This is a genomic window from Halobacterium yunchengense (assembly GCF_037031165.1).
GTDB lineage: Archaea > Halobacteriota > Halobacteria > Halobacteriales > Halobacteriaceae > Halobacterium > Halobacterium yunchengense.
Genome location: NZ_JAYEZL010000001.1, coordinates 145,454 through 160,033 on the forward strand (window position 1 = coordinate 145,454; position 14,580 = coordinate 160,033).

Below are 14,580 nucleotides of genomic sequence, written 5' to 3' on the forward strand. Positions count from 1 at the left end.
GATGGCAGGCGCAACCGAGTTCACGGCCGCGATTCCGCTGCTGCCGTTCGCCGCGTTCCTCGTCGCACTGGTCGCCGGGCACTTCGCGCCCCGGCTGCTGCCGAAGGGCGGCGCGATCCCCGGCATCGTCGCGACCGCCGGGTCGCTGCTGCTGTCCGTGTGGACGTTCTTCGCGGTGAGCCAGGGAACCTACCACACCGAAACCGTCTACACGTGGGTCGTCGGCCAGAACACGTTCGACCTCCACTTCGGGCTGCTCGTCGACCCGCTGTCCGCGATGATGCTGGTCATCGTGTCCCTGGTCGCATTGCTCGTGCACGTGTTCAGCCTCGGGTACATGAACGACGAGGGCGAGACCGGCCTGCCGCGGTACTACGCCGGCCTCGGCCTGTTCACGTTCTCGATGCTGGCGTTCGTCGTCGCGGACAACCTCCTGATGGCGTTCATGTTCTTCGAGCTGGTGGGCCTCTGCTCGTACCTGCTCATCGGCTTCCACTTCCGGGAGCCGGGGCCGCCGAGCGCCGCGAAGAAGGCGTTCCTCGTGACGCGGTTCGGGGACTACTTCTTCCTCATCGGCGTCGTCGGCGTGCTCGCGACGTTCGGCACGAGCCGGTTCGTCGCCGCCGGCGAGGGCGCCAGTAGCTTCCCGGGCCTGGCCGAACAGACGCTCGCCGCCGTCCAGCACGGCGAGGGCGCGGTGCCCGAGCACGTGGCGTCGTTCCTCGACGTCGTCGGGTTCGAGCCGCAGACGTGGTTCGCCGTCCTCGGCCTCCTGGTCCTCGGCGGCGTCGTCGGGAAGTCCGCGCAGTTCCCGCTGCACACGTGGCTGCCGGACGCCATGGAGGGCCCGACTCCGGTCTCCGCGCTCATCCACGCCGCGACGATGGTCGCGGCCGGCGTCTACCTCGTCGCGCGCATGTACGGCTTCTACGCGCTGCTCCCGACCGTCCTCGCGATCGTCGCGCTGGTCGGCGGGTTCACCGCGCTGTTCGCCGCGACGATGGGCGTCGTGAAAGACGAACTCAAACAGGTGCTCGCGTACTCCACCATCAGCCAGTACGGCTACATGATGCTGGGGCTGGGCGCGGGCGGCTACGTCGCCGCGACCTTCCACCTGATGACCCACGCGTTCTTCAAGGCGCTTTTGTTCCTCGGCGCCGGGTCGGTCATCATCGCGATGCACCACAACGAGGACATGTGGGACATGGGCGGCCTGAAGGACAAGCTCCCCGTGACCTACTACACGTTCCTCGCCGGGTCGCTGGCGCTCGCCGGTATCGTGCCGTTCGCCGGCTTCTGGTCGAAGGACGAGGTGCTGTACTACGCGCTGAACTACGGCTCCGGCGAGACGCCCATCCTGCTGGCCGCGTACGGGATGGGGCTGCTCGCCGTGTTCTTCACGGGCTTCTACACGTTCCGCATGGTGTTCCTCACCTTCCACGGTGACGCGCGCACGGACACCGCCGAGGACCCCCACGGCGTCCGCTGGAACGTCAAGCTCCCGCTCGTGGTGCTCGGCGTGCTCGCGGCGACCGCCGGCCTCGTGAACATGACGCCGGTCGCGAAGCTCACGGGCGCGCACATCGAGTACCTCCACCAGTGGCTGGTCATCCCGGAGGGCAGCGAGTTCGCCGCCCTCGGCTACGACCAGTACCACCACCTGCTCGTGGACTTCGCCGGCTACGGCGCCGCCGACGTCGGCGTGCTCGCGCCGGCCGCCGTCTCCCTGGGCCTCGCGCTCGCGGGCGCCGGCCTCGCGTGGAAGCTCTACAGCGTCCCCGAGCCGGTCGAACACACCGAGAAGCTCGGCGCGGTCAAGACCGTGCTGTACAACAACTACTACCAGGACGAGTACCAGGTGTGGCTCGCCGAGGGCCTCACGCTCCCGCTGGCGCGCGCCGCCGACGCCTTCGACCAGGGCATCGTCGACGGCGTCGTCAACGGCGTCAGCAGCGTGAGCCTCTTCGCCGGCGGCCGCGTCAAGCGCGTCCAGGACGGCCTCGTGACGCACTACGCCGCCCTGTTGACGCTGAGCCTGGTCGTGCTCCTGGTCGCGTTCGGCCTCATCGGGGGGTGGTTCTAGATGTTGATCGAAGCACTCATCGCCGTCACACTGGTCTCGGCGTTCGCCGTGATGCTCGCCCCCGACCGGATCGCGGGCAGGCTGGCGTTCGCCCTGAGTCTGCTCCCCGTCGCGGGGAGCGTCTGGATGTTCGCACAGTTCGACGCAGCGGGCAACGCGCTCTTCGAGAGCGGGAGCCTGGCGTTCGAGACGACGGCGCGGTGGATCACGGTCGGTCCGTACGCGCTGAACTGGCACGTCGGCCTCGACGGCATCAGCATGCCGCTGGTCGTCCTGTCGACGGTGCTGACGTCGCTGGCGATGCTGTCCGCGTGGACGCCCATCGACGAGCGGCAGAGCCAGTTCTACGCGCTGATGCTGTTCATGGAGGCGAGCCTCCTCGGCGTCTTCACGGCGCTGGACTTCTTCGTGTGGTTCGTCTTCTGGGAGTTCGTGCTCGTGCCGATGTACTTCCTCATCGGCATCTGGGGCGGCCCCCGCCGGAAGTACGCCGCGATCAAGTTCTTCGTGTACACGAACGTCGCGAGCCTCGTGATGTTCATCGGGTTCGTCGCGCTCGTGTTCGCGCTGGACGTCAACACCTTCGACATGGTCGCGGTGACGACCGCGCTCGACGAGAGCGCGTTCACGACGACGTACGGCCTCGGCGCGGAGACCCTGAAGGTCGTCGCGTTCTTCGCGATGTTCTTCGGGTTCGCCGTGAAGGTGCCGACCGTCCCCCTGCACACGTGGCTGCCGGACGCCCACGTGCAGGCGCCGACGCCGGCCTCGGTGATGCTGGCGGGCGTCCTCCTGAAGATGGGGACGTACGCGATGCTGCGGTTCAACTTCACGATGCTGCCGGAGGTCGCACGCGAGTACGCGGTGCTCATCGCCGTCTTCGCCGTGGTCTCCGTGATCTACGGCGCGATGCTCGCGCTCGCCCAGCAGGACCTCAAGCGCATCGTCGCGTACTCCTCGGTGTCCTCTATGGGGTACGTCATCCTCGGCCTGGTCGCGTACAACGTCTACGGCCTGGGCGGCGCGACCTTCCAGATGGTCGCCCACGGCCTCATCTCGGGGCTGATGTTCATGTGCGTCGGCGTCATCTACAACGTCGCCCACACGCGCATGGTCGGGGACCTCTCCGGCATCGCGGACAAGATGCCGGTCACCGCGGCCGTCTTCGTCGCGGCGGCGTTCGGTTACATGGGCCTGCCGCTGATGGCCGGGTTCGCCGGCGAGGTGTTCATCTTCATCGGCGGGTTCCAGGCGACGTTCCCGTACGCCCAGCTGTTCACGGCGCTGGCGATGTTCGGCATCGTCGTCGTCGCCGGCTACCTCCTGTTCGCGATGCAGCGCGTCCTCTTCGGGCCGTTCAGCGCGGACACGGACTACGACATCGTGCCGGCGGCGAGCCACGACGCGTTCGCCATCGTCGTGCTCGTGGTCCTCGTCATCGTGCTCGGCACCGTGCCCGAGCTGTTCTACGACATGATCCAGGACGCGGTGAACCCGATGGTGGACTCGTTCCCGGAGGCGACCGCCTCCCTCGCAGGGGGTGAGTTCGGATGGTAGAGCTCCCGCCGCTGACGCCCCAGCTCGCGCTCGGCGTCACCGCGCTCGTGCTGTTCGGCGTCGACATCGTCGCGCCGGACACCCGGAAGAACGGCGTGCTCGCCGGCATCAGCGCGGTCGGCACGACCGTCGCGGCCGCGACCGCCGCGTGGTTCCTCGCGGCGGGGACGGGCGACTACCGGTTCGTGCAGTTCGACGGCGCGCTCGTCGTGGACGCGTTCAGCCTGTTCTTCGCGTTCGTCGTCGGCAGCGTCGCCACGCTCGTCGTGGTGGCCAGCTACGACTACGTGCGCGAGGAGGACCACCTCGCGGAGTTCTACTCGCTGACGCTGCTGGCGGCGACCGGCATGACGCTGATGGCGTCCGCGAACAGCCTCGTGACGGCGTTCGTCGCGCTCGAACTCGCGAGCCTCCCGTCGTACGCGCTCGTCGCGTTCCTGAAGACGAACCGGGGCAGCGTCGAGGCCGGCCTGAAGTACTTCCTCGTCGGCGCGCTGTCCTCGGCGGTGATGGCGTACGGCATCAGCCTCGTGTACGCGACCTCGGGCAGCCTCCTGCTGGCCGACGTCGCCGACGCGGTCGCCGGCAACGAGTTCGGCGGCGTGCTCGGCCTCGGCGTCCTGATGCTCGTCGGCGGGTTCGCGTTCAAGACCGCCTCCGTGCCGTTCCACTTCTGGGCGCCGGAGGCCTACGAGGGCGCGCCCTCGCCGGTGAGCGCGTTCCTGTCGTCGGCGTCGAAGGCCGCCGGGTTCGCGGTCGCGTTCCGCGTCCTGGTCACGGCGTTCCCCATCGCGGACGTCGCCGCGGTCGCAATCGACTGGACGCTCCTGTTCGCGGTGCTCGCGGTCGTGACGATGACGCTCGGGAACTTCGCCGCGGCCACCCAGGACCGCGTCAAGCGCATGCTCGCGTACTCGTCTATCGGGCACGCGGGCTACGTCCTGATGGGGCTGGCGGCGCTGCAGTCCGGCGCGACGGACGCGAACTCGTTCGTGCTCGGCGCGTCGATGACTCACCTGCTCGTCTACGGCTTCATGAACACGGGCGCGTTCCTGTTCGTCGCGCTCGTCGAGTACTGGGACGTCGGGAAGACCTTCGAGGACTACAACGGCCTCGGCACGCGCGCACCCGTGGCGTGCGTGGCGATGACCGTGTTCATGTTCAGCCTCGCCGGCCTCCCGGTCGGCGGCGGCTTCCTCTCGAAGTACCTCCTGTTCGCGGGCACCGTGCAGGCCGGCTTCGCGTGGCTGGCCGCCGTCGCGGCGGTCAACAGCGCGCTGTCGCTGTACTACTACTCGCGGGTCGTGAAGGCGATCTGGATCGAGGAACCCAGCGACGACCTGACGCTGCGCGGCACGCCGACCGGCCTCTACGCGGCCGTCGTCGCCGCCGCCGTCGCGACGGTCGTGTTGCTGGTGGCGTTCGACCCGGTCGCCCGGACCGCGATCCACGCCGCCGAGGTCCTGTTCGCGCTGTAGGCGGACGGGACTTCCCGACAGCGGTACCTTTTAGCGGATACGTCGGTTACCTCGGCCCAGCATGGTTTCTCGGCTGGTGCTCGGCTGCGGTGCGACGGGGCACGCCGTCGTGGAGGCGCTCGCCGAGCGCCGCGGCGACCTGTTCGTGCTGGACGGCGACGAGAGCCGCGTCGAGTCGCTGCGCAACGAGAAGATCGCCGCCGAGGTGCGGGACGTCACGGACGCCGACGCCGTCCGGAGCGTCGAGCGCGACCCCGACGTGGTCGTGGTGGCCTCCGACGACGCCGGCGTGAACCGCCTCGCGGCGACCGCCGCCCGCGACGCCTACCCGGACGCCGAACTGGTGGCGTTCCTCGGGTACGGCGCGACCAGCGACGACCGGGACGCCCTGGCGTCCCTGGCGGACCGCGTCGTCGACCCGGGCCACGCGGTCCTCGAGCACCTCGACGAGGTTGCGGCGTCGGGGTCGTCGGCGAAGCTCCAGGCGTTACGCGGGACGCTCGCCGGCGTCTCCGGGACGCTCGGCGTCTTCACGCACGACAACCCGGACCCGGACGCCATCGCGGCCGGCGTGGGGCTGGCGCGCATCGCCGAGGAGTTCGGCGTCGACGCCGAGGTGTGTTACTTCGGCGACATCAGCCACCAGGAGAACCGCGCGTTCGTCAACCTCCTCGAACTGGACGTGCGCAACGTCGCGCCCGGCGAGGACCTCGACTTCGGCGCGATCGCGCTCGTCGACCACTCCGCGCCGGGCGTCAACGACCAGCTGCCGCCGGACACGGACGTCGACATCGTCGTCGACCACCACCCGGAGAAGGCCGAGGTGCGCGCGGACTTCGTGGACATCCGCGAGGGCCTGGGCGCGTCCAGCACCATCCTCGTGGAGTACGTCCGCGGGTTCGGCCTCGATATCGACGAGTCCGTCGCGACCGCGCTGCTGTACGGCATCCGCGTTGACACCAAGGACTTCGCGCGGGAGATCACCACCGACGACTTCGAGGCGGGCGCGTGGCTGGTGCCGCGGGCGGACACGGACGTCCTCGAGCGCATCGAGAGCCCGTCGATGAGCGCGGACACCCTCGACACCATCGCGCGCGCCATCCGCAACCGCGAGCTCGACGGCTCCGTGCTGGCGTCCTGCGTCGGCGCCATCGCCGACCGCGACACGCTCGCGCAGGCCGCCGACCGCCTGCTCGCGATGCGCGGCGTGACCGTCACGTTCGTCTACGGTTACACCGACGGCACCATCTACGCGTCGGCGCGCTCCCGGAGCAGCGACGTCGACCTCGGCGAGGTGCTGCGGACGGCGTTCGGCGACCTCGGGAGCGCCGGCGGTCACGCCGACATGGCGGGCGCCCAGCTCCCGCTCGGCCTCTTCGACGAGGTCGGCGCGGACGCCGAGCACACGCTCACCGAGATGGTCGAGGACGTCGTCGCGACGCGGTTCTTCGAGGAGATTCGGGGCTGACAGCAGGCCTTTTGCCGGTCGCCCGCGTACGGGGCGGTGATGGATTCGGCGCTCGACCACGACGGGGCGAAGCCGACGGTCGGCGACTACATGACGCGGGACGTCGCGACGGTCTCTCCCGACGACAGCGTCCGTGACGTCGCCGTCCGCATCTCGGAGAGCGAGCACAACGGCTTCCCGGTGACGGAGGGGCGGCGCGTCGAGGGGTTCGTGTCCGCTCGCGACCTCCTGCTGGCGGACCCCGACGAGCTCGTGTTCAAGGTGATGAGCGAGGACCTCATCGTCGCCCACCCGGAGATGAAGGTGACGGACGCGGCCCGCGTCATCCTGCGGTCTGGCATCCAGAAGCTCCCGGTGGTGGACGACGCCGGGAACCTCGTGGGCATCATCTCGAACTCGGACGTCATCCGCTCCCAGATCGAGCGCGCGACCCCGGAGAAGGTCGGGAAGCTCAAGCGCACGCTGGAGACGATCCACGGCGTCGAGGCCCGCGAGGAGCGCCGCACGGTGCGGCTCGCGGACCTCGTGCCCACCCAGGGGAAGGTGTACGCGGACGAACTGGAGGGCCGGCAGTACGAACTCGACCACGGGCTGGCGGAGCCCCTCGTGGTCATCGACAACGGCGGGCCGGACGGCGAACTCCTGCTGGCTGACGGCCACCACCGCGTGATGGCCGCCGAACGGGCGGGCATCGGGGAGATGGACGCCTACGTCATCGTGCTGGACCGCCGCGTCGACCTCGGGATGGCGCGCACCGCCGAGAAGGAGGGCCTGGAGTCCATCGAGAACATCGACGTGGTGGACTACGCCCACCACCCGCTCGTGGAGACGGTCGAACGCCTCCAGTAGTCGGACTTCCACGACCGCGACGGAGTCAGACCGCCGCCAGTTCTCAGACCGCCTCGACCGCGAGGTCGTCGTGGACGCGGAGGTCGACGGCGTCGCCGCCGACCTCGACGGTGAGTTCGGCGACCGGCGGCGACTCGGAGACGAGGGCGGCGTCGCTGCGCGACCCGACGAACTCGAGGTCGGTGAGGAACTGCCGCCGGACGTCGACGCCGTGGTCGTGGTAGAGGGCGACGACGGCGGGGTGGCGGACGGCGAGGACGCCGACCGGGAACTCCGGAGCCATCCAGCAGTTCCGGCACTCGAGGGCGACGCGTAGGTGGTCGCCGTCGTCGTCCGCGAAGTCGTCGACGACCATGCGGCCCGAGCAGATGGGGCAGACGCCGTCGGCCATCGCCTCGACGTCGCGCTGGAGGTCGCCGACGACGAACGACACGACGTCGTCGATGGTCGCGTCGGCGGCCGTCGCGGGCGGCACGGACGTCTGCACGAGCACGTCGTCGTGGGGGCACTCGACGGTGACCACCTGGTCCTCGTAGGTGGCGGTGAGCGGGTCGCCGCAGGCGGGGCAGTCGTGGTCGACCTCGCCGGCGAGCTCGCCGACGTCCTCGGTGTAGGTGCCGGCCTCGACGGAGCCGATGGCCTTCAGTCCGACCGCGGTCGGGACGTAGCCGCCGTCGCGCTTGACGACGAACCGGTCCCGGAGCTTCCCGAGGTGGTAGTTGAAGCGGCCGGCGTCGTCGACGCCGACGGCGCGGCGCAGCTCGGAGAACTCGACGGTCGACCCGTCGACGGAGTGGCTGAGGTCGGCGAGCTCGCGGAGGATGGCGACGCGCGTCGGGTCCGAGAGGACGTCGAACGCCGCGGCGGCCGCCTCGTCGTCGTCGCTCATGCGTGAGCGGTCTCGCCCCGCCAGTAAAAACCCCCGACCTGACAGCGAGCGAATAGAACGAGCGTTCTGGAATCAGACGAACAGAAACGTCATTCTGGGAACCGTTAAGCGGGCGCGGGCCGCCGGTGTACCCATGCCACGGGTCACCCAGCAGTCCAGCCGGGACGACCAGCCCTCCACCGACCGGACCGCGGAGACGGTCCTCGCCGTCGACGGCCTCCGGAAGACGTACGGCAGCGGCGAGGACGCCGTCCGCGCCGTCGACGACGTCTCCTTCGACGTCCACCGCGGCGAGGTCGTCGGCGTCCTCGGCCCGAACGGCGCCGGCAAGACGACCACCATCAAGTCCATCCTCGGCCTCGTCGTGCCGTCGGCCGGCAGCGTCGAGATCGGCGGCGTCGACGCACACGAGCACCCGCGGGCCGTCTACCGGCACGTCGGCGCGATGCTCGAGGGCGCGCGCAACGTCTACTGGCGGCTCACCGTCCGCGAGAACCTCGAGTTCTTCGCCGCGCTCGGCGGCCAGAACCCGAAGGCCGTCCGCGACCGCCACGACGCCCTCCTCGAGCAGTTCGGGCTCGCCGAGAAGGCCGACGAGACCGTCAACGACCTCTCGCGCGGCCAGAAGCAGAAGGTCTCGCTGGCGGCGACGCTCGCGCGGGGCACCGACGTCGTGTTCCTCGACGAACCCACGCTCGGCCTCGACGTCGAGGCCTCCCTGGAGCTCCGCCGCGAACTCCGGCGGCTCGCCGACGAGGAGGCCATCACGGTCGTGCTCTCCAGCCACGACATGGACGTCGTCGAGGACGTCTGCGACCGCGTCGTCATCCTCTCGGAGGGCCGGGTCATCGCGGACGACCCCGTCGACGAACTCGTCTCCGTCTTCGACACGAAGGCCTACCGCGTCACCGTCGACGGCACCGTCCCCGACGGCGTCCGCGAGCGCCTCGAAACCGCGTTCGGCGTCGACGGTTTCGAGCGCGTCGGCGACCGCACGCAGTTCGACGTGACGCTGGCAGGGGACACCACGCTCCACGGCGTGCTCGACGCCCTCCGGGACGCAGACGTCGAGCTCGCCGACGTCGACGGCCACGACCCCGACCTCGAGGACGTGTTCCTCGAGGTCACGAACAACCGCGTCCGGGGTGACGGCGAGTGAGCGCGTCCGCGCCGACCGGCGACGCGGCCGCCGTCGACACCGGCGCCCGCGGCTACCTCCGGCTCTTCCGGGCGTCGTTCAAGAAGATGGTCGTCCTGCTGGTCCGCTACCCCGTGAACACGCTCTCGCAGTTCGGCACCCTCCTGCTGTTCTTCCTCGTGTTGTTCTACGGCGGGCGAGCGGTCGCGCCCGCCGCCATCTCGGAGACGCTGTCCGGGCTCATCGTCGGCTACCTCCTGTGGACGCTCTGCGTCGCGTCCTACGGCGGCCTCTCGTGGGGCGTGACGCGGGAAGCCCAGTGGGGGACCCTCGAGCAGCTGTTCATGTCGCCGTTCGGCTTCGGCCCCGTCATGGTCGCCCGGACGCTCGTGAGCGTCCTCGAGACGTTCCTCTGGGGCGTCGCCACGCTGCTGTTCATGATGGTCGTCACCGGCCGCTGGCTGGCCATCGACCCGGTGACCGTCCTCCCGCTGGTCGCGCTCGCGCTCGCGCCCGCCGTCGGCATCGGCTTCGCGTTCGGCGGGCTCGCCATCCGCTTCAAGCGCATCGAGAACGCCTTCCAGCTCGCGCAGTTCGCGTTCGTCGGGCTCATCGCCGCGCCCGTCGACCAGTACCCCCTGATGCAGTGGCTGCCGCTCGCGCAGGGCAGCCAGCTCCTCCAGACCGCGATGACCGACGGCGTCCGCCTCTGGGAGTTCCCGGCCGGCGAACTCGCCGTCCTCGTCGTCACCGCCGTCGGCTACCTCGCCGCTGGCTACGCCGCGTTTCACTACTGCCAGCGGTGGGCCCGACGCGACGGCGTGATGGGGCACTACTGACGGCGCGCGTGGCGACGGACCGACCGCGTTCGCCGGGGACGTCGACGCGGCGTCGCCGTGGGACCACCTGACCGAATCCTTAATGGATTCTCCGGCAAATTTTCCGTCCATGTACGACGAGGACGACCTCGCGGACATCCGCGAGGCGCGCGAGGACTGGGAGGACGAGACGCTCGACCCCGTACTCGACCGGTACGGCGAGCGCAAGGACCGCTTCGCGACCGTCTCCAACCTCGAGGTCGACCGCCTGTACACGCCCGAGGACGTCGCCGGCCTCGACTACGAGACCGACCTCGGGTTCCCCGGCGAGTTCCCGTACACGCGCGGCGTCTACCCCACCGGCTACCGGGGCCGCACGTGGACGATGCGGCAGTTCGCGGGCTTCGGCACCGCCGAGGAGACCAACGAGCGCTTCCACTACCTCATCGACGAGGGCCAGACCGGGCTGTCGACGGCATTCGACATGCCGTCGCTGATGGGACTGGACAGCGACGACCCGATGAGCCTCGGCGAGGTCGGCAAGGAGGGCGTCGCCGTCGACACCCTCCGGGACATGGAGGTCCTCTTCGACGGCATCGACCTCGACGAGGTCTCCACCTCGTTCACCATCAACCCGTCCGCGCCGGTCGTCTACGCGATGTACCTCGCGCTCGCCGACCAGCAGGGCGTCGACCGCGAACAGCTCCGGGGCACCCTCCAGAACGACATGCTCAAGGAGTTCATCGCGCAGAAGGAGTGGGTCGTCCCGCCGGAGCCCAGCCTGGACCTCGTCACGGACGTCGTGGAGTTCTGCGCCGAGGAGACGCCGAAGTTCCACCCCATCTCGATTTCGGGCTACCACATCCGGGAGGCCGGCTCGACGGCCGTCCAGGAGCTCGCGTTCACGCTCGCGGACGGCTTCGCGTACGTCGAGGACGCCCTCGACCGCGGCATGGACGTCGACGAGTTCGCGCCCACGCTGTCGTTTTTCTTCAACTCCCACAACTCCGTCTTCGAGGAGGTCGCGAAGTTCCGCGCCGCGCGCCGCATCTACGCCCGCGTGATGGACGAGTGGTACGGCGCCGAGGCCGAGGCGTCGAAGACCCTGAAGTTCCACACGCAGACCGCCGGCCAGAGCCTCACCGCCCAGCAGCCCCTGAACAACGTCGCGAGGGTCACGCTGCAGGCGCTGGCGGCGGTGCTCGGCGGCTCCCAGAGCATCCACACGAACTCCTACGACGAGGCGCTCGCGCTCCCGAGCGAGGAGGCCGTCCGCGTGGCGCTGCGCACCCAGCAGATCATCGCCGAGGAGTCCGGCGCGGCGGACATCGTCGACCCCCTCGGCGGGAGCTTCGCCGTCGAGTCGCTCACCGACGAGGTCGAGGAGGAGGCGATGGCGTACATCGAGGAGATCAGGGAGATGGGCGACGGCAGCGTCCGCGACGGCGTCCTCGAGGGCATCGAGGAGGGGTACTTCCACCGCGAGATCCAGGAGTCCGCCTACGAGTACCAGCGGCGCGTCGACGAGGGCGAGGAGACCGTCGTCGGCGTCAACGAGTACGAGATCGACGAGGACACCAGCCCCGACCTGCTGCACGTCGACGAGGACGAGACCCGGGAGCGCCAGCTCGACCGCCTCGAGTCCGTGAAAGACGACCGCGACGACGAGGCCGTCGCGGACTGCCTGGACGCCCTCCGCGAGGCCGTCCGCTCCGAGGAGAACACGGTCCCGTACATCGTCGACGCCGTGAAGGCGTACGCGACGATGGGCGAGATCATGCAGGTGTTCGAAGACGAGTACGGCAGCTACCAGGAGACCGCGGCCGCCGTCTAGGCCGGCCCTACTCCCACGTTCGTCCACCGTACGCCGGCCCGGAGTACCGGTTCGTGAACAAACCTTATGGCCGTGTTCGTCGTTGCCTAGCACGATGAGCGACGAATCACAGCTAGAGGCACGACTGGAGGCACAGGACGAGTTCGAGCCGCCGGCGTCGTTCGTCGAGCAGGCCAACGTCACGGACGAGGCCATCCGGGAACGCTTCGAGGAGGAGTGGCCCGAGTGCTGGGAGGCGGCCGCGGAGCTCCTGGAGTGGCGGGAGGGCTACGACCAGGTGCTGGACGACTCGAACCCGCCGTTCTACGAGTGGTTCACGGGCGGCGAGCTGAACGCCAGCGAGAACTGCCTCGACCGCCACCTCGCCGACCGCGGCGACGAACCCGCCATCGAGTGGGTGGGGGAGCCGCCCAGCGAGGACAACCGCACGTACACGTACGCGGAGCTCCACCGGGAGGTCAACGAGTTCGCGGCGGCGCTCCGGGACCTCGGCGTCGAGGAAGACGACGTGGTGACGATGTACATGCCGATGATTCCCGAGCTCCCCGTCGCGATGCTGGCGTGCGCGCGCATCGGCGCGCCCCACAGCGTCGTCTTCGCGGGCTTCTCCGCGGACGCCCTCGCGACGCGCATGGAGTCCGCGGACTCCGAGTACCTCGTGACGGCGAACGGCTACTATCGCCGCGGCGACCCCCTCGACCACTTCGAGAAGACCCGCGACGGCCTCGACTCGGTCGGCCACGAGGTCAGCGACGTGGTGGTCGTCGACCGCCTCGGGGACGACGGCTTCGACCACGACCGCCGCGAGAACGAACACGACTACGACGCTCTCGTCGCCGACCACGAGGGCGCCGAGGTCGAGCCGGTCGCCCGCGACGCCGAGGACATGCTGTTCCTCATGTACACCTCCGGGACCACCGGCCAGCCGAAAGGCGTCAAACACACCACCGGCGGCTACCTCTCGTGGGTGACCTGGACCAGTCACGCGGTCCTCGACGTCAAACCCGAGGACACGTACTTCTGTTCGGCGGACATCGGGTGGATCACCGGCCACTCGTACATCGTCTACGGCCCCCTCGCGCTCGGCACGACGACGATGATGTACGAGGGGACGCCGGACTACCCGGACAACGACCGGCTCTGGGAGATCGTCGAGGACTACGACGCGACGCAACTGTACACGGCGCCGACGGCCATCCGGGCGTTCATGAAGTGGGGCGAGCAGTACCCGGAGGCCCACGACCTCTCGAGCCTCCGGCTGCTCGGCACCGTCGGCGAACCCATCAACCCGCGCGCCTGGAAGTGGTACTACAAGCACGTCGGCAACGAGGAGTGTCCGGTCGTGGACACGTGGTGGCAGACCGAGACCGGCGGCATGATGGTCACGACGCTCCCGGGCGTCGACACGATGAAACCGGGCTCTGCCGGCCCGCCGCTCCCCGGCGTCGACGCGAGAGTCGTGGACGCCGCGGGCGAGGAGGTGAACGCCGGCGACGCGGGCTACCTGACGGTGCAGAACCCGTGGCCGGGGATGTTGCGCACCCTCTACCAGAACGACGAGCGGTTCGTCCAGGAGTACTGGGCGGAGTACTCCGACACGGACAGCGACGATTCCGGCGACTGGGTGTACTTCCCCGAAGACGGCGCGAAACTCGACGAGGACGGCTACATCACGGTGCTCGGGCGGGTGGACGACGTGCTTAACGTCAGCGGCCACCGCCTCGGCACCATGGAGATCGAGTCCGCCATCGTCGACGTCGAGGGCGTCGCCGAAGCCGCGGTCGTCGGCGGCGACCACGAGGTCAAAGGCGAGGCCGTCTACGCGTACGTCATCACCGAAGACGGCTACGACGGCGGTGACGACTTGCGTGACAGGATCGTCGCGAGCGTCGAGGACGCCATCGGCCCCATCGCGCGCCCCGAATCCGTCGTCTTCACGCCCGAACTCCCGAAGACCCGCTCCGGGAAGATCATGCGACGCCTCCTCGAGGACATCGCCAACGGCGACGACCTCGGCGACACCTCCACCCTCCGAAACCCCGGCGTCGTCGACGACATCCAGGCGAAAGTCGGCGGCGATTAGGGCTGGGAGGACTCCGCGGCGGTCGCAGACGACGGGCCGCGGTCGCCGACCCACGCGGCGACGCAGGCCTCGTCGCAGAAGTGCCGGCGCCGGGCCGGCGGTGACTCGCTTCTCGTTCCGGTCGCGTCCACGACTGGGTCCCCGGGGTCGACGCGAACGAGGACGTGTCGGTCGACGAGGTCGAACTCGGTGCCACACGCCGTGCAGGTGTCCCTGGCGGTCCGTTCCGGCGACCACCGCCGGTGGTGGGTGACGTGCTGGACGGTCAGGCGGGGGTCGCTGGCGGGCGTGCGCCCCTCGTAGTCTGCGAGCGCCATGCCACCGCGTCGGCTCGCAGCACCAAATTCGTTGCTACGGTCTGATACGTTCGGCGGGGGAGGCCT

General features: G+C 69.6%; 11 protein-coding genes. 9 read left to right on the top strand and 2 right to left on the bottom strand.

The annotated features are described in order from the left end of the window. The first annotated feature begins 1 nt into the window (after position 1). The 5 genes from nuoL (at position 2) to U5911_RS00705 (ending at position 7,435) form a co-directional block, all read left to right on the top strand. On the top strand, positions 2-2,083 hold the full coding sequence (nuoL, locus tag U5911_RS00685; RefSeq protein ID WP_336034409.1) for an NADH-quinone oxidoreductase subunit L: 2,082 nt from the start codon (positions 2-4) through the stop codon (positions 2,081-2,083). After that, positions 2,084-3,640, top strand: a complete 1,557-nt coding sequence (locus tag U5911_RS00690) for a complex I subunit 4 family protein (protein ID WP_336034411.1) — start codon at positions 2,084-2,086, stop codon at positions 3,638-3,640. It abuts the gene before it with no gap. Further along, on the top strand, positions 3,634-5,118 hold the full coding sequence (locus U5911_RS00695) for an NADH-quinone oxidoreductase subunit N (protein WP_336034413.1): 1,485 nt from the start codon (positions 3,634-3,636) through the stop codon (positions 5,116-5,118). Before U5911_RS00690 ends, U5911_RS00695 begins: the two co-directional genes overlap by 7 nt. A gap of 61 nt (positions 5,119-5,179) precedes the next feature. Next, positions 5,180-6,586 (top strand): DHH family phosphoesterase, encoded by a 1,407-nt coding sequence (locus tag U5911_RS00700; protein ID WP_336034415.1) that lies wholly within the window; start codon positions 5,180-5,182, stop codon positions 6,584-6,586. Positions 6,587-6,625: 39 nt separating this feature from the next. Then, positions 6,626-7,435, top strand: a complete 810-nt coding sequence (locus U5911_RS00705) for a CBS domain-containing protein (RefSeq protein WP_336034417.1) — start codon at positions 6,626-6,628, stop codon at positions 7,433-7,435. Positions 7,436-7,478: 43 nt separating this feature from the next. On the opposite strand, the gene U5911_RS00710 is transcribed toward U5911_RS00705, so the two are convergent. After that, positions 7,479-8,324: a winged helix-turn-helix domain-containing protein gene (locus U5911_RS00710; protein WP_336034419.1), complete on the bottom strand. Its 846-nt coding sequence runs from the start codon at positions 8,322-8,324 to the stop codon at positions 7,479-7,481. 133 nt (positions 8,325-8,457) lie between these two features. Here U5911_RS00710 and U5911_RS00715 point away from each other — a divergent pair, with 133 nt between their 5' ends. The 4 genes from U5911_RS00715 to acs all read left to right on the top strand — a co-directional run bounded on the left by U5911_RS00715 (position 8,458) and on the right by acs (position 14,197). Next, on the top strand, positions 8,458-9,483 hold the full coding sequence (locus U5911_RS00715; RefSeq protein WP_336034421.1) for an ABC transporter ATP-binding protein: 1,026 nt from the start codon (positions 8,458-8,460) through the stop codon (positions 9,481-9,483). Beyond that, positions 9,480-10,301, top strand: coding sequence for an ABC transporter permease (locus U5911_RS00720; protein ID WP_336034423.1), 822 nt, complete (start codon positions 9,480-9,482; stop codon positions 10,299-10,301). Before U5911_RS00715 ends, U5911_RS00720 begins: the two co-directional genes overlap by 4 nt. A 109-nt stretch (positions 10,302-10,410) precedes the next feature. Next, positions 10,411-12,114, top strand: coding sequence for an acyl-CoA mutase large subunit family protein (locus U5911_RS00725; protein ID WP_336034424.1), 1,704 nt, complete (start codon positions 10,411-10,413; stop codon positions 12,112-12,114). Positions 12,115-12,208: 94 nt separating this feature from the next. Then, complete coding sequence (gene acs / locus U5911_RS00730) at positions 12,209-14,197, top strand: acetate--CoA ligase (protein ID WP_336034425.1); 1,989 nt, start codon at positions 12,209-12,211, stop codon at positions 14,195-14,197. On the opposite strand, the gene U5911_RS00735 is transcribed toward acs, so the two are convergent. Further along, the gene (locus U5911_RS00735; RefSeq protein ID WP_336034426.1) at positions 14,194-14,514 is read right to left on the bottom strand and encodes a hypothetical protein; all 321 of its coding nucleotides are present in this window, start codon (positions 14,512-14,514) and stop codon (positions 14,194-14,196) included. The genes acs and U5911_RS00735 overlap by 4 nt on opposite strands. Positions 14,515-14,580 lie beyond the last annotated feature (66 nt).